Annotated in this window: 11 protein-coding genes; 9 read left to right on the top strand and 2 right to left on the bottom strand. The window is 60.2% G+C overall.

What is annotated here, in order from left to right; all coding sequences use genetic code 11:
- Window positions 1-31 precede the first annotated feature (31 nt).
- The 6 genes from Q672_RS22345 to Q672_RS22320 all read left to right on the top strand — a co-directional run bounded on the left by Q672_RS22345 (window position 32) and on the right by Q672_RS22320 (window position 8516).
- Window positions 32-1324, top strand: a complete 1293-nt coding sequence (locus Q672_RS22345; protein ID WP_022984663.1) for an NAD(P)/FAD-dependent oxidoreductase — start codon at window positions 32-34, stop codon at window positions 1322-1324.
- A 145-nt stretch (window positions 1325-1469) separates the two neighbouring features.
- The gene (locus Q672_RS22340; protein WP_022984662.1) at window positions 1470-2369 is read left to right on the top strand and encodes a YihY/virulence factor BrkB family protein; all 900 of its coding nucleotides are present in this window, start codon (window positions 1470-1472) and stop codon (window positions 2367-2369) included.
- 111 nt (window positions 2370-2480) lie between these two features.
- Entirely contained in the window at window positions 2481-3698 is a 1218-nt protein-coding gene (locus Q672_RS22335) for a lytic murein transglycosylase (protein WP_022984661.1), read from the top strand.
- A 157-nt stretch (window positions 3699-3855) separates the two neighbouring features.
- Window positions 3856-5031, top strand: a complete 1176-nt coding sequence (locus tag Q672_RS22330; protein WP_022984660.1) for a PQQ-dependent sugar dehydrogenase — start codon at window positions 3856-3858, stop codon at window positions 5029-5031.
- Between the two features lie 116 nt (window positions 5032-5147).
- The gene (locus Q672_RS22325; RefSeq protein ID WP_022984659.1) at window positions 5148-7106 is read left to right on the top strand and encodes a CocE/NonD family hydrolase; all 1959 of its coding nucleotides are present in this window, start codon (window positions 5148-5150) and stop codon (window positions 7104-7106) included.
- A gap of 201 nt (window positions 7107-7307) precedes the next feature.
- Entirely contained in the window at window positions 7308-8516 is a 1209-nt protein-coding gene (locus Q672_RS22320) for an MFS transporter (RefSeq protein ID WP_022984658.1), read from the top strand.
- 425 nt (window positions 8517-8941) lie between these two features.
- On the opposite strand, the gene Q672_RS22315 is transcribed toward Q672_RS22320, so the two are convergent.
- Together Q672_RS22315 and ompR are read right to left on the bottom strand one after the other, a co-directional pair.
- Window positions 8942-10258 carry an ATP-binding protein gene (locus Q672_RS22315; RefSeq protein ID WP_031226144.1) on the bottom strand — a complete coding sequence of 439 codons (1317 nt, stop codon included), beginning with the start codon at window positions 10256-10258 and terminating at the stop codon, window positions 8942-8944.
- Window positions 10259-10285: 27 nt separating this feature from the next.
- Window positions 10286-10996 carry an osmolarity response regulator transcription factor OmpR gene (ompR, locus tag Q672_RS22310; RefSeq protein ID WP_022984656.1) on the bottom strand — a complete coding sequence of 237 codons (711 nt, stop codon included), beginning with the start codon at window positions 10994-10996 and terminating at the stop codon, window positions 10286-10288.
- 245 nt (window positions 10997-11241) lie between these two features.
- Between ompR and Q672_RS22305 the strand changes: the two genes are divergently transcribed.
- From Q672_RS22305 to Q672_RS22295, 3 genes are all read left to right on the top strand, one after another.
- Entirely contained in the window at window positions 11242-12549 is a 1308-nt protein-coding gene (locus tag Q672_RS22305) for an efflux RND transporter periplasmic adaptor subunit (RefSeq protein WP_022984655.1), read from the top strand.
- Entirely contained in the window at window positions 12546-16154 is a 3609-nt protein-coding gene (locus tag Q672_RS22300) for an efflux RND transporter permease subunit (protein ID WP_022984654.1), read from the top strand. Before Q672_RS22305 ends, Q672_RS22300 begins: the two co-directional genes overlap by 4 nt.
- 166 nt (window positions 16155-16320) lie before the next feature.
- The gene (locus Q672_RS22295; RefSeq protein WP_022984653.1) at window positions 16321-16683 is read left to right on the top strand and encodes a response regulator; all 363 of its coding nucleotides are present in this window, start codon (window positions 16321-16323) and stop codon (window positions 16681-16683) included.
- The last annotated feature ends 83 nt before the right edge of the window (window positions 16684-16766 follow it).

Below are 16766 nucleotides of genomic sequence, written 5' to 3'. Positions count from 1 at the left end.
ACGCTAACCGGAGAGCCCGACAGGAGCTTCAATGAGCAAACCCAAAATTGTTGTCGTTGGCGGCGGTGCCGGCGGCCTGCCTCTGGTCACCAAACTGGGCCGCAAGCTCGGCCACAACGGCACAGCGGACGTCACCCTGGTGGATTCCTCCAGCATCCATGTCTGGAAACCGCGCTTTCATGAAGTCGCCACCGGCGCCATTGACGCGGACCTGGATGCGGTGGACTACCGCGCCCACGCCCAGCTTAATCATTACCGCTTTGAACCTGGCACCCTGACCCAGGTGGATACCGCCAGTCAGCAGCTGACCCTGGCGCCGCTGTTTGATGAACACGGCAAGGAAGTGCTGCCCGAGCGGACTCTCGACTACGACTACCTGGTGCTGGCCACCGGGAGCCAGAGCAACGACTTTGGCACCCCCGGGGTACGGGACAACTGCCTGTTCATGGACAGCCGCGCCCAGGCCGAGCGCTTTCGCGAGCGCTTCCTGAACGCCTGCCTGCACGCCAACTACGAAGGCAAGCCGGTGTCGGTTGCCATTGTCGGTGGCGGCGCCACCGGCGTGGAACTGGCCGCCGAGCTGCACCATGCCGTGTCCATGCTCAACTTCTATGGTCACGAGAAGCTGGACCGCAAGCACCTGCAGGTCGACATCATTGAAGCCGCCCCACGCATCCTGCCGGTCCTCAGTGAACGGGTCTCTGCCACCGCCACTGAACGGCTGGAAGCGCTGGGGGTGAAAGTGCGCACCGGCGTCATGGTGTCCGAAGCCACGGAAGAGGCGTTCGTGCCCAAAGCTGGCGACCCCATCAAGGCCGACTTGCTGGTCTGGGCGGCTGGGGTAAAGTGCCCACAATGGTTGGGGCAGATTGAGGGCCTGACCACCAATCGTATCAACCAGGTGGAAGTGGAACCGACGCTGCAAGCCAAGGGCCACAAGAACATCTTCATCATTGGCGACGCGGCCTTCCTGATTCCGGAAGGGGCAGAGCGACCGATCCCCCCGCGAGCCCAATCCGCCCAGCAAATGGCCCAACACGTGGCGCGCAGCCTTCAGCAATTACTGATGCACCGCGAGCCCCGACCGTTCGAATACAAGGATCACGGCTCGCTGGTCTCCCTGTCCAACTACAGCTCGGTGGGCATGCTGATGGGCAACCTGAAAGGCGGTAACTTCTTTGTGGAAGGCTGGCTGGCCCGGATGATGTACATCAGCCTGTACCGGATGCATCAGGCCGCGCTCTACGGCTGGCCACGCACCATCATGTTGCTGATCGCCGGTCGCTTCAACAAACTGGTACGCCCGCGACTCAAGCTGCACTAAACCCCCCCACGCTCCTGCGGCCTAACACACCCTGCCGCAGGAGCGTCGCTGGCGGCGCGAATAACCGGCGCTCCTGCGGTGAAATCTTGGCAGCCACCTCCCACCCCCGCTACACTGCCCGGGGTTCATGGGCGACGGTGGTTCGATGATAGACGCGCTTCTATACTGGTTCGGCATTCTCAAACGCAGCGTCACCCTGTGGCTGGAAGGCAATGCTGGCAGTTACGCCGGATCACTGGCCTTTTTCACCCTGTTCTCCATTGCCCCGGTCATCATTCTTGCCGTCAAGGTCATTTCACTGGTAATGACCAGCGACGCGGCCATGACTGAGATCCTGTCCCAGCTGGAAAGCACCATCGGCCCCGCCGCCACAGAAGAAGTCCGCAACGCCATCGCCAACACTCAGGCTCCCCGCCAGGGCATGCTGGCAGGGGTACTCAGCCTGTTGGTGATGGTAGTGGGAGCCACTACCGTGTTTGCCCAGATGCAACGCTCCATGAACTCCATTTGGGAGGTCATGCCCAAGCCTTCCCGCAACACCATCATTGCACTGATCAAAAGCCGCCTGCTGTCACTGACCGTGGTGGTGTCATTGGGGTTCGTGCTGCTGGTGTCGCTATTGCTGAATGTGGTTGTGCAATCCCTGCTGGTCTATGCAGAGCATTGGCTGCCTTTTCACGGTGGCCTCGCGGTGGCCCTGGAAATGCTGGTATCTCTTGGGGTTATTGCCTTGCTGTTCGGCACCATGTTCCGGGTGCTCCCCGACGTGATGCTGGGTTGGCGGGATGTGATGCCAGCGGCCCTGATCACTGCAGTGTTGTTCTCTGTGGGGCGCGCCCTGATCGGGTTATACCTGGCACACACCGCCACCGCCTCCACCTACGGCGCTGCGGGCTCATTGGTCGTACTACTGATGTGGGTTTATTACTCCTCAATGATCCTGCTGTTTGGCGCGGCCCTGACCCGGGCGCATTGCGAAGCACGGCAGCATCACGTCAAGGCACGCAGCACCGCTATTCGGGTCAAGCGGGAGTGGCTTCAATAATCCCTTCCCTTTCAAATTTTACTTCACCACTACTGCCCCGTGACTCAAGGAGCGGTATCCTTTCTCCCCCCTGTCCCATCGATGTCGAGTCATGGAGCGAACGTCCTCATCATGAAACCGCTGCTGAATCTCTTTGCTATCGCACCGCTACTGCTTCCCTGCACAACCTGGGCGACCAGCCAAACCGACACAAAAACGCTCAGCGAAGAGGACTTCCAACTCTGCCTGGGCGAACTGCGTGCCGAGGCCACCCAGCAAGACATTCCTGCCCAGACCATCAGCCAGTATCTCAAGGACATCCAACTCAACCCCAAAGTTATTGAGCTGGATCGCAGCCAGCCGGAATTCACCAGCAGCTTTGCCGATTACTACACCCGGCGAGTCAGTGACACGCGCATTGAAACCGGACGCAAGAAGTACCAGGCACTACAGCCACTGTTGCAACGGCTGACCCGCGAATACGGTATCCCCGGCCACTATCTGGTGGCGTTCTGGGGGCTGGAAACCAACTACGGCGGCTACCTGGGTTACATTCCCACTCTGGATGCCCTTGCCACCCTCGCCTGCGAAGGACGGCGGGGAGAGTACTTCAAGGGAGAGCTGTTCAATGCACTGCGTATCCTGCAAGCGGGCGATGTGGAACGGGACATCATGAAGGGCTCCTGGGCCGGCGCCATGGGACAGACCCAGTTCATGCCCGCGATCTTTCTCCAGTACGCCCTTGATGACGACGGCGATGGCCGCCGCAATCTGTGGGAAAGTGAGCGCGATGCGCTGGCCTCCGCCGCCAACTTCCTGCGCGGGCTCGGCTGGCAGCGCGAAGAGCGCTGGGGCCGCGAGGTCTCCCTGCCTGACGATTTCGACTTCCAGCTCACCGGCTTTGCCAACCAGCGGCCGCTGAGCGAATGGGCGCGTCTGGGTATCACCTTGCCGGGCGGCGCCGCCTTGCCAGTCGCCGACCTTGAGGCTGCGGTCATCGTGCCCTCGGGGCACAACGGCCCGGCCTTTCTCGCCTACGGAAACTTTCGCGTGATCATGGGCTGGAACCGTTCCGAATCCTACGCGATTGCGGTGGGCCGCCTGGCCGACCGTATCGCCGGTGGCGGCGCCCTGCACCAGGCACCCGTGCCAGCACCACGCCTGAACCGTGAGCAGGTCAGCAAGCTACAGGAAACCCTCAACCAATTGGGACATGACGCGGGCGACGTGGACGGTCTGCTTGGCCCTGGGACACGCAAGGCGCTGGCCCGCTACCAGCAGGCCAACGGCATGGTTGCCGACGGCTTTCCGGATCAGGATGTGCTCACTCACCTTGGTATCCTGCCCTGAGAGGCCACGAAAACACATAAGGCAACCCCAGCGGACAAGGCCTCTCCTGCCCGGCATGATGATCACGGGCCAAGGCGTGGTGAGGGCTGCCTTTCCGAGGTTTTATCTGTCACAGACGCATGGCATTCTTTGAATCACATTCGATTCGGAGTCTGTCATGCGCCTCACCCCCGCCCCGCTTCTCACCACCCTGCTGGCCAGTCTGGCCGTGACAGCCTGCGCCGACACGGCCGCTACTCTGGAAGCACAACGCGACGATAGCGTCACCGCCACCGAAATCAGCAATGGCCTCCATCATCCGTGGTCGCTTGGCTTTGTCTCCGAGAGCGAGTGGCTCATTACCGAGCGGCGCGGCACATTACGTCGGGTGCTGTCCGGCACCTTGCAGGACGCCCCCGTAGAAGGCGTGCCTGAGGTGGTCGCCGTGGGCCAGGGCGGACTGTTCGATGTGCTCCCGCACCCGGACTTTTCCGATAACCAGCGCCTGTACCTGAGCTATGCCAAACCCTGCGGCGATGGCGGTGGCACCACCGCCGTGGGTTACGGCATCTATGACGCGGGCACCCTGAAAGAGTTTCAGGATATCTATGTGGCAGAAAAGTCCTGCACCAATACGGCCAAGCATTTTGGCGGCCGCATCCTGTTTGATAACGATGGCTACCTGTTTTTAACCATCGGTGATCGTGGTGAGCGCGAGCGTGCACAAGATACCCATGACCCCGCCGGCAGTCTTCTGCGACTGCACGACGACGGCCGGATTCCTGCCGACAACCCGCTGGCAGGCCAAGACGGCAAGGCCACGGAAATCTGGAGTTGGGGGCACCGCAATCCACAAGGGCTGGCGCTCCATCCCGGCACCGGCAAACCCTGGTTAAACGAACACGGGCCCCGTGGCGGTGATGAGATCAACGCACCGGAACCCGGCGTTAATTACGGCTGGCCAGTGATTACCTACGGGCGAGAATATTACGGCCCCAGCATTGGTAAAACCGAGCAAACCGGCATGGCACAACCGCTGCTGCACTGGACACCCTCCATTGCGCCCGCGGGCATGGCATTCATCATCAGCGATCGCTATCCACACTGGCAGGGCAATGTGGCCAGCGGAGCGCTGAAACTCACCCACCTGAATCTGGTCGAGTTCGACGGCAATCAACCGCGCCGGGAAATGCGGGTACTGGAAGGCCGCAACGAACGCATTCGCGACGTTCGCGCGGGTCCTGACGGCTACCTGTACCTGCTTACCGACAGCGACAACGGCAAACTGCTGAGAGTCGACCCAGCGAAGCAGGCCTTAACACTCGGTCACAAAACCCATGGGTTCCGTGACTGAGAGGCACCAGCGACAAACAGAGTTGCACTGAGGTGCCAACTATCCTGTTCCCTGTTATCCGAGCATTCATATAACAACCTGAATCGACAGATTCAGATTCGGAACAGGAAAGGACCATGCACGTTTCGTCTTTTCGAGCCAGTCACTGGCTCGTGGCTACCTGTCTTGCCGTTTCACTGCAGCTGACCGCCTGTGGAGGGGAAGATAGCAATCGCTCCTCCAGCACGGCCCGCGCCCCTGCGCAGGGCACCCCCACCGACACCCCCACTGGCAATGCTCCGCCAACGCCAGCGGCACCGTCTGATGAGGTTAACCTGACATGGCCGCAAGCCTATCAACGTGATGCCGACTACCCCGGCACAGCGAATCTGCCCCAACAGCTCATAACCCTGCGTGACGGTATTCGTCTGGCAGCAACCGTGACCCTTCCTGCGGACGAAAATGGCAATCCGGCCGTGGGTCCGTTTCCGGTCATCGCCACCTTTACCGGCTACAACCAGTTTTTGACAGCCGCCGTCTTCGCCGATGATGCCCTGGTCCGTCGCGGCTATGCCTACATCACCGTGGATCTTCGCGGCACCGGCGCCTCTGAAGGCAGCTGGCAGGCGTTCAGCCAGACCGACCATGACGACATCGCGGAGTTGATCCAGTACATCAAGCAACAGCCCTGGAGTAACGGCAAGATCGGCATGAATGGTGCGTCCTACATGGGCATCACCGGGTTGCTGGCCGGGGCCCAGGAAGACCCCGCGGTGCAAGCTATCTTTGCCATCGTCCCCATGGGGGACGCCTACCGGGATATCGTGTTCAGTGGCGGCCAGGTCAACGCGGGGTTCATCCCCCTGTGGGTCACACTGGTGACCGGGCTCGGCATCATTCCCACCCCCGCAGGGCTGGACAACGGCGAACCAGGCTACTTCCTGTCTACCCTGCTACAACACCTGCAAGGCGCCCTGACCGAGTTTCAGGTGCCGGTTGTGGCCGGTGCACTGATCGGCGACGAAAACAAATACGACACCGAATTCTGGCGCATCCGTTCACCGCTGGAGAAAATCGACCGAATTACCGCCCCCACCTTTGTGGTCGGAGGCCTCAACGATATTTTCCAGCGTGGCGAGCCGCTGATTTATGAAGGTCTGAAAGATCACACCGATGCCAAACTGCTGATCGGCCCCTGGGAGCACCTGCAGGGCTCCTCCGCTGAAGGGCTGCCTGCCGATGGCGTGCCCGGCATTGGCAGTATCCGGCTTGCCTGGTTCGACCATTACCTGAAAGGCATCGACACCGGCGCCAACCAGTTTCCGCCGGTCACCCAGTATTACACGGGTGCCGAACGCTATGTTACCGCGGAAGACTGGCCACACCCGCAGGCACGCGCCGAAACCTTCTACCTGCATGGTCAGTTTGCGGCCCCTCTCATTGGCCACCTTGACCAGCAAGCCCCCACCCGCGACAACCGCACCAGCCTGCTGCAGACCCCGCTCAATGGCCTTTGCTCCGCCAGTGCCAGCCAATGGACCGCAGGCGTACTCGGCATGATTCTTCCGCCCTGTGCCAGTCAGGATAACGTCGCCAATCTGCTCGAAGCGGTCTACACCAGTGAGCCGCTGGAAGAAGATATGGCCATCAACGGTCCGATTACCGGTCAGATCTGGGCTTCCACAACCGCCCTGGATAGCAATGTCACGGTACGCGTCAGTGTCGTAGGCGAGAACGGCATTGCCCGCCCGCTGACCCACGGCATCCAGATGGCCTCCATGAGTGCCTTCGAGGCCAGCCGCTCTCGCTTCATGAATGGAAAATTGATTCAGCCCTGGCACCCATTCAGCGCAGAATCCCGCAAAACCCTGACGCCGCTGACACCGTTTCGGGCCGATGTCGAAGTGTTCCCCACCAGTGCGGTAATCCAGGCCGGGGAAAAGCTGCGCATCAGCGTCGGCACCAGTGACCTTCCCCATGGTCTGAGCCCGCTACCAGACCTTCTCGCCAGCGTGCTCGGCGCCATGACGATTTACAGCACCCCGGCCATGCCATCGCGGGTGAATATCCCGCTGGTACCGATCAGCGCCCTGTAACCCTCCTTCCAGGCCGGACACCCCGGCCGCCTCCTCCTGCGTGCCGGTGCGGCCTTCGAAACGGCCAGCACCGGCACCGGACGGACTGTTTGCCGTCCATCACGGCCTTTTTTTTGCCTTATCCAGTGATAAAGCCTTCTCCCGGCGCCCAGCATCGCTACAATGAACCCCGTTCAAAATGCTGCCCCATTTGGAGATCTCATGACCCTTGGTAAAGGCCAGATGCTTCGCCTTTCTCTTGCTCTCGCTCTGGGCGGGTTTGGCATTGGCAGCGGCGAGTTTGTCATCATGGGGCTGATGAACCGCGTGGCCACCGACCTGCAGGTGGCCGTGCCCGATGTGGGCTATGCCATCAGCAGTTATGCGCTGGGCGTAGTCGTGGGCGCTCCGCTGATTTCCGCTTTTGCCGCGCGCGTTCCCCGTCGCGCCCTGCTTATCTCGCTGATGCTGGTATTTGCGGCAGGCAACATGGCCAGCGCGCTGGCCTCGGATTTCTGGACGTTTGTCTTTTTGCGATTTCTTGCCGGCTTGCCCCACGGCGCCTACTTCGGCGTAGCCGCCCTCGTCGCGGCGGCGGCCGTCCCTTATCACATGCGAGCCCGGGCGGTCGCCCGCGTCATGAGCGGATTGACGATCGCGATTGTGGTTGGGGCTCCCCTGGCCACCTGGGCCGGCAACCATTTCGGATGGGAAGTGGCCTTCCTGGGCGTGGGAATCATTGCGCTGCTGACCGCCCTGCTGGTGTGGCTGTGGGTGCCCTGGCAGGCCCCGGATCCCAACGCCAGCCCGGCCAGAGAACTCTCCGCCCTGGTCAAGCAACGGGTGCTCTTCACCCTGGGGGTGGCCAGTATTGGCTTCGGCGGCATGTTTGCCGTGTTCAGCTATGTGATGCCCACCCTCACCGAGCAGGCAGGCATGGCAGAACGCTGGGGGCCGCTGGTTCTGATGATCTTCGGCATTGGTACCATCGTGGGTAACTTTGCCGGGGCGCGCGCCGCCGACGGCAATCTGTTGCGCGCCATAGTGCTGATCCTGATCTGGTGTGCGCTGGTACAAGCGGGCTTCTTCATGGCGGCCGACTATGTGGTGGCCGGGGTCGTCTTTGTCGGTCTGGTCGGCACCAGCATGGCGCTTGGGCCGGCGCTGCAAACCCGATTGATGGATGTGGCCGAAGACGCACAGACCATGGCGGCGTCCATGAATCATGCCGCCTTCAACATGGCCAACGCGCTCGGCGCCTGGCTGGCAGGCATCACGATCAAGAGTGGCGCCGAATGGTCCACCACCGGCTTGGTAGGAGCGGCACTGGCCATTGGCGGATTGCTGATCTTCCTTGCAGGACGAGCACTGGAACAGCGCGAACTCTCCGGCAACGCACTGTCCAACGGCAAAAACCGCTTTGCGGAGTAACCGGCAACATCCGCAGGAAGACCAAAAAAAGGGCCGCACAGTCAGTGCGGCCCAACGACCTGTCACCAAATCCATTGGCAACAGGTTATCGGCATCTCAGTCCAGTGGCAGCACAGGCTCTCACTGTTGAGAAAATCAGCGACAGGTAATTAACAACGATAGCGTGCCGACAACGGGCAGGGGGTCATGCTGGAGCTCTCCCAATTCCTTTTGTTGAGTGGGCCTGCCGATGTATCCCGGCTGAGCCTTGATTACAATCCTGGTCGTGCATCACGCGTTGCGTTCAGGCCGCCTACGTGCAGACCCGGCATCCTTGCCGTGAGTGCAATTTGCCAATCAGCATGCGCCCGGGAGCAGGATGAAACTGTGCACCAGTCCACACTCAGATGCACAAAGTGCAGTTTTTTGTAACCACCGAAATGCCGTTACCGCACGCCAGCAGACAGCGGCACAGGCTGCACAAACTTGCCGGTAACCGGGAAGCGAATTTCTACAAGCAATCCTCCATGCTCGTGGTTGGCGAGACGAATCTCGCCATGGTGCATATCCACAATCCGTTTCACGATGGCCAACCCCAGACCACTACCACTGAGGGTGCGCGCTTTTTCTCCCCGGGAAAAAGGCTGTAACAGCAAGGGAATATCTTCCTCACGCACCCCTTTACCGTGGTCACGCACTGACAGCACCACCACGTTGTCAGAAACCGCTGTCCGGATATCCACTGGCGACGCCCCATACTTGAGCGCATTACCAATCAGGTTTGCCAGCATCCGTTTCACGGTCAGACGTTTCAGCATCAACCTGGGCAGATCAGCCAGGGCAAAACGGATCTGTTCCGCCGGGTACTTGCCGGCAACCTCATGAATCAGGGCATTGAGATTTTCGAAATCCGGTTGCTCATCGGCACCATCACGGATGAAGGAAATGAACTGATCAAGAATGGCATCCATGTCTTCGATATCTTCGATGATGCCTTTGGCCAACTCCTCATCTTGCATGAATTCCGCCGACAGACGCAGACGGGTCAGAGGCGTGCGCAAATCGTGGGAGACTCCCGCAAGCAGCAGGGCACGATCACGTTGAGCCTGCTGCAGGTCACTGGCCATACGGTTGAAGGCCGTATTCACGGTCTGGATTTCTTCCGGGCCAATGGTGGTATCGAGCACCGGCACAGCTTCTCCACGTCCCACTTTCAATGCAACGCGGGCGAGACGCCGCAGTGGCAGGTTGAGCCCCCGTGCGATCAGCAAGCCACCAATGATGGCCAGCAGCGGCACGGTCACCCCCCAGCCCAGTAACAGGTAGCGATCATAGTCGCGAAAGAACTCCATCGGCACCCGCAGCCAGCGCCCCTCAAACGAAGGAGCGCTGACCCAGAGCACCGGCTGGCGACTGTCTTCCAGCCTGACCGTAACCGTTTCGTTGAGGCGCTCTTCCAGTTCTTCGCGAAAACGGCTGACCACTGGCTGCGATAGCAGCATAGTGCCCTCATGCAGGTTCTTCGGTTTTGCCACTTCGATGCTGGTGGCATTGGCCAGGCGACCAGCCAGACGATTGTCGTCCTGCCCGTCGGCACTGAAAGCCAGCTCAGCCTGCAGAACCGTTAGCCTGGCATACTCACGGATTCCGGGCAGGTAGGCGTTGCGGGCGAAGAACCACAATGTGAGCGCCTGACTGATACCGATCACCAGTCCGACCACAATGGCAGAACGGACGAAGGCGGTGCGGGGGTAAAATGTCATCATCTCTCGCAGCAACGCTCGCGGACATTAATCGGGGACAAACACATAGCCCACCCCCCAGACGGTCTGGATATAACGGGGCTTGGAGGGATCGTCCTCCAACAGGCGACGCAGACGGGAAACCTGAACGTCAATGGAGCGCTCCATGGCCGACCATTCTCGCCCCCGCGCCAGGCTCATGAGCTTGTCACGGGTAAGGGGTTCGCGGGGATTCTGTACCAATGCCTTGAGCACGGCGAATTCGCCGGTAGTCAGCCCCTGCGGGTCACCTTCCCGGGCGAGAGTACGGTTAGCCAGATCCAGCTCCCAGGGTCCGAAGGCCACTCGTCCCTCTTCCTTGCTCGGCGCCCCCGGCACTTCACGAATATGACGACGCAGCACCGCACGGATACGCGCATCCAGCTCACGCGGATTGAATGGCTTGGGGAGATAATCGTCCGCCCCGGCATCGAGCCCTTCAATACGCTCGGCATCATCCCCCTTGGCGGTAAGCATGATGATGGGCATGGCGTTCTCTGCCTCCCGAAGGCGTCGACAAATCGACAAGCCGTCTTCGCCCGGCAACATCAAATCCAGTACCATCAACGAATAGATTTCACGGGACAGGGCGCGATCCATTTGTTCAGCATCGCCCACTGCCTTGACGGCATAACCGGCTTCTTCAAGGAACCGTTGCAGCAGGCTGCGCAGGCGCGCATCGTCATCCACAACGAGGATCTTGTCTTGTTGGTCGCTCACAGGTCCTCCCGGTTGCCCCGCCGATACTGGCGCAGGCATTGAAATCAGCTATTTTCAGGAAATTCAGGGTCTGATTTACGCATTATGCAGTGAACGTGCAAGAAAATGGCCTGACCAGATTGTATAAAAACATTGCCGTGGCGGGATGATGGATCATGGGCAAGCCGCGCGACACGCTCTAGGCGCCCCTCGAAGAAGTCGTTACAGTACGCCACCTGAGAATCATTATCGATAAGGGATTCACCTTGCGCGAGCGCCTGAAACAGATTCCACCGGTTCCCCGTGTCATCATTGGCACTTTGGTCACCATCCTGCTTCTGTCGGTATTCAAACCGGCAGCCGATACCCGTGACACCCCGCAGCACTACGACCGGGTGCGTTTTGTGTTGGCAGACCCCGCTTCTCGCTCCCCGCAGATACAACTGTTTGGCCGCGTCCAGTCCCCGCGTGCCGCCAGCCTGACCGCCGTGGTAACGGCCAATGTTGCCGACATCCCGGTACGCTCAGGCAATCGCGTCAGCGAGGGTGAGCTGCTGATCCAGTTGGACGACACCGAGACCGCCCTCGCCCGCGACCGAGCCAAAGCCAGCCGCGATGAGGCCAAAGCCCAATTGCAGACCACCCGATTACGCTTCGATAGCGACAAGGAGAACCTGGCGCTGGAACAAAAGCTGGCACAACTGGCTGCCAACAATCTGGAGCGACTGGAATCGCTGCGCGGCAAGAAACTGGTCTCCCAAACCCAGCTGGACGAAGCAGAAGAAGCCAAGGCCCGCGCGGACCTGTCCCTTGCCCAGCGTCAACTCAGCGTCAGCGATTACCGCAATGAACTGGCCCGAATGGAAGCACGCCTTGCCAGTGCAGAAGCCCAACTCAAACAAGCCGAGATGGATCTCGCTCGCACCCGCGTGATGGCCCCCTTCGACGGCACGATTACCAATGTGGCCGTGGCCCCCGGCGAGCGGGTGCGCCCCGGAGAACTCCTGATCAGCCTGTTTGCCGACACCGAACTGGAAGTGCGCGCGCAGATTCCCGAGCGACACCTTCCCGCCGTTCGCGACGGGTTGCTGCAGGGCGTATTGACCGCCAGCACCATACTGGAAGGCCGCACCCTGCCACTCAACCTGAAGCGCCTCGCCGGTGACGCCGCTGACGCCCGGGGCGGCATCGATGGCTTGTTTGAATTTGCCGGTGGCGTCCCGTCTGCGGCACTGGGCAGACCCATTACCATTACTCTCACCCTGCCAGCCAGAGAGAATTTGCTGGCCCTGCCCGCGACGGCGCTCTATGGGCTGAACCGGCTTTACCTCATCGACAACGACAATCGTCTGCAACGCACCCCGGCCAGCATTGTCGGTGAAGCCATGGACGGTGAGACATCCTTGTTGCTACTCAAGGCGCCCGAACTCCAGGGGGGAGAGCGCGTGTTGGTCACCCAGCTTCCCCAAGCCATTGTGGGGCTGCCTGTGGAGCCACAGCCAGCCCCCGGCAGCAATGCCGACACCCCCTCTCTTGCTCCGGAAGAAAGTGACTCAGCAGGAGAAGGACAGTGAGCGAATCTCGCGGTCTGATTGCCAGCTTCACCGAACACAAGGTTGCCGCCAACCTGTTGATGATACTGATGCTGCTGCTCGGCGGCCTGGGATTGATGCGGCTGAATACCCAGCTGTTCCCGAACTTCGAATTCGATTTCATCTCGGTATCCATTCCCTGGCGAGGGGCCAGCCCGGAGGATATTCAACGCTCCATCACCATCCCGGTTGAGCAGGCCATTCGCACCCTGCCCAACACCAAGAAATTGATCGCCCGCTCCCAGCAAGGCATGTCACTGCTGTTCATCGAGCTGGAGGATGGCACAGACCTTGGACTGGCACTGGATGATGTCCGCCAACGCATCGACTCGGTACGCAACCTGCCCCAGGACGCTGAACGTCCCGTCATCCAGAAAATAACCAACTACTCACTGGTCACCTCGATTCTGGTCTCCACCCAGAATGGCACTCTCGAAGAATTGCGCCCACTGGTGCGCAAGATGGAAGACGAACTGCTGGCCCTGGGGATCGGAAAGGTCGAGTTCATCGGCCTGCCCGAAGAAGAAATGGCAATCCAGATACCGGCCAGCACCCTTCACGATCTGCGCATGACCCTGGGCGACATCAGCAGCAGGGTTCGCAATTTCAGCCAGGATACTCCCGCCGGCACCATTGGCCGGGATGATGCCGCCAAGCAGCTTCGGGCATTGGGCCAACGTCGAGACGAAAAAACCTTTGCCGGGCTACCCCTGCTCACCACCGCAAATGGCCAGCAGCTCTCCTTGGGAGACGTGGCGATCATCGAGCGTCGGCCGCGAGATGACCAGGCAACCCTGACATATCGCGGCAATCCGGCCATCGAGCTGCAGGTTATGCGTGGCGAAGACGGCGACATGCTTGATTTGGCGGAAAAGGTGCATGAGTGGGGCGATCAGTACCAGCACACCCTCCCGGAAGGGGTGAAGATGACGTTCTATTTCGAGGCATGGAAATTGGTGGAAGAACGGATTTCCACCCTGCTCTGGAACGGCATTTCGGGACTGTTACTGGTCGTCGCCACCCTCTATTTTTTCCTCAATGCCAGGGTTGCCTGGTGGGTCATGCTGGGTATTCCGGTTTCGTTCATGGCCACGCTGGGTCTGGTCTGGCTGTTTGGCGGCACCATCAACATGATCAGCCTGTTCGGGCTGATCCTGGCCCTGGGGATCATTGTCGACGATGCCATTGTGGTAGGCGAGGATACCCTGACGCACCTACAGCAGGGCGAATCCGCCACCCGTGCCGCCCTGGGCGGTGCCCGCCGCATGTTCTGGCCCGTAGTCGCCTCCAGCACCACCACCATCGCCGCCTTCCTGCCCCTGGGAATGATGAGCGGCGCCATGGGCAAGATCGCCTTTGACGTACCCTTCGTGATGATCTGCGTCATTATGGCTTCGTTGCTGGAATGTTTTCTGGTCCTGCCCGGCCATCTTCACCACAGCTTCCGTGGCGTACAGATCAAGGCCAGCGGCATGCGCAAGCGCATCGACGACGGCTTCGACCGGTTACGCGAAGAACGCTTTCGCCCACTGGTGGAATGGGCCATCCGCAACCGTCATCTGGTAACCGTTTCCGCGATCTGCGCGTTTGTGCTGGCTCTAACCGTGGTATCCACCGGCTGGCTCAAATTCACCTTTTTCCCCAATGTCGACGGAGATCAATTGCGCGCCGTGGTGGAATTCTCCTCCGGCACTGATCGCAAGCAGGTCGACCAGTTCCTCAAACAACTGGAACAGAAACTGGATGAAGCCAACGAAGAACTGGGGGGACATCTGGTACAGACGGTTATCAGCCACCATGGTGCTGCAGCGGGCTTCCCCAACCCCGGGGGCAGGCAGGACAAGTTCGGCGACGAATATGGCACCCTGGTCGTGGAAGTGTATGTCGGTGCCGACCGTGACATTAGCAACGAGACCCTGATCAAGACCTGGCGTGACAAGCTCTCCCTGCCGCCTGGCCTGGACCAACTCAGCATTTCGCAACCGGAAGCGGGCCCTCCCGGAAAGCCTATCGAGGTCAAGCTGACCGGCTCAGACGCCCCCATTCTCAAGGAAGCCTCACTGCAACTACAGGAACGTTTGCTGACGTTTTCCGGGGTCAGCAACGTGGACGACGACCTGCCCTACGGCAAGGAACAATTGACGTTCCAGCTCACCCCCCAGGGGCGCGCACTGGGACTGACTCTCAATGATGTCGCCAGCCAGTTACGGGCGGCCTTTGATGGCAGCCTCGCGCAACTTTATAACGAAGAAGACAATGAAATCGAGGTCCGGGTCATGCTGCCGGATAGCGAACGCCGTCACTTCAGTGCTATCGAGCGGCTGCCCGTGATCACCCCCCAGGGCGAAGCAATCCCCCTGCGCGACGTGGTGCACTTCGAAGCCCGTCAGGGAGTAGACCTGCTGCGCCGGGTGAACGGCGAACTGGCGGTGACGATTTACGCTGACCTGGACCCGGAGCAGGGCAATGCCAATGAGATCATAGCCTCGCTCAACAACGGCATTCTGCCGGAGCTTCAGGCCAAATACGGTATCGGCATCGGTTACGAAGGCAAACTGCAGGAACAGGCCGACAACCTGCGTGATATGGCGACCGGTGCACTCCTTGGCCTGGCCATTATCTACATCGTGCTGGCCTGGGTATTCAGCTCCTATTCGTGGCCACTGGCGATCATGACGGCCATTTTCTTCGGGCTCACCGGGGCAGTGATTGGCCACCTTTTCGTCGCCCCCTTTGGCATTCATTTCTCCATGTTTTCCGCCATGGGCCTGTTCGGCCTGTCGGGCATTATCGTCAACGACTCCATCGTTCTGGTGAGCTTTTATCAACAACTGGTCGCCGAGGGCATGGAGCGCTTCCAGGCAATCGTGGAAGCCTGCGTAAGGCGCTTGCGGGCAGTCCTGCTGACCTCCATTACCACCGTTGCCGGCCTGACCCCCATGCTCTTCGAGACCTCCCTGCAGGCACAATTTCTTAAACCCATGGCCGTGAGCATCGTTTTCGGCCTGTTTTTCGGCACCGCCCTCATCCTTCTGGTTGTCCCCGCCATGCTGATGATCATCGAGGAACAACGGGATCATTTCCGTGGCATGGGCCAACGACTGGCTCCGGCCAACTGGGGGCATCTGGCCCAACAGGTGTGGCGTTTTGATCCGGTTCACTACCGCCAGCAACCCGGTCCGCAAGGGCTTGGAGGGCACCTCTGGTGGGTGATGATCTTCGCCCCCTTGCTGTTATTGATGATACTGGGCAAGTTACCGGTGCTACTGGAAACCGCCAGATCCGGGCCTCTCGCGCTGGCCATTCCTGTCGGGATCCTGTGGGCGCTGATGACCGGTCTTGGGGCGATATTCCTGTGGCAGTTATTGCGTCGCAAGAGACAGGCACCATACAGCGCCGCACGCTGGCTGCTCACAGTGGTGGCAGGGGGCCTGCTGATGGCCATGGTGGCACCGCTGGCCGGACCGGAAGGCAACCGTCTGGCGCTGGCCTTCTGGGGACAGGCGAAAACGACACTGTGGATTGCCCTGGTGTTGCTGCCACTGCTGTTCTGGACCCGGCGCAGCGCACACACGCTGACCCGCTAACCACGGCCCGTGAGCGACATTCTGCGTCACCTGAGTGCCAGAATTCGACAGCTTACCTTTATCCCGATGACTGCTATGATGCGGGATTGATAGAATTACACACATAAAAAAACAGAATTGGGCCGACCCGGACCGTAAAATACGTCGGCATTGAGGAGAGCAAGAGATGGCAAAAATTCTTGTGGTGGACGACTCCCCGACCCAACTGACCAACCTGGTCAAGATTGTCCAGGGCCAGGGCCATGAAGTCGTCACCGCCAGCAACGGTATGGAAGGGGTCGAAATCGCCCGCCAGGAAAAACCCGACCTGATCCTGATGGATGTGGTCATGCCTGAGCTTAACGGCTTCCAGGCCACCCGGAAGATCACCCGCGATCCCAGCACCGAAAACATCCCGGTCATTCTGGTGACCACCAAGGATCAGGAAACCGACAAGGTCTGGGGCGAACGCCAAGGCGCCTTTGGCTATGTGGTCAAACCCCCGGTGGAAGCCGAACTGGTGGCCATGATCAACAAGGCACTGGGCTAAGGAACCTCGGTATAACGCCTTGCGTGCTCAGTCTTTCCGGCTGGTTCGCCCCTCTTACTGGGTCAAAAGGTAAAGAGGGGCGC

The organism is Alcanivorax sp. P2S70, assembly GCF_000475295.1.
Taxonomy (GTDB): Bacteria; Pseudomonadota; Gammaproteobacteria; order Pseudomonadales; family Alcanivoracaceae; genus Alcanivorax; species Alcanivorax profundi.
The sequence above is the reverse complement of the archived record's forward strand: the minus strand, read 5'-3'. Positions and strand labels throughout refer to the sequence as shown.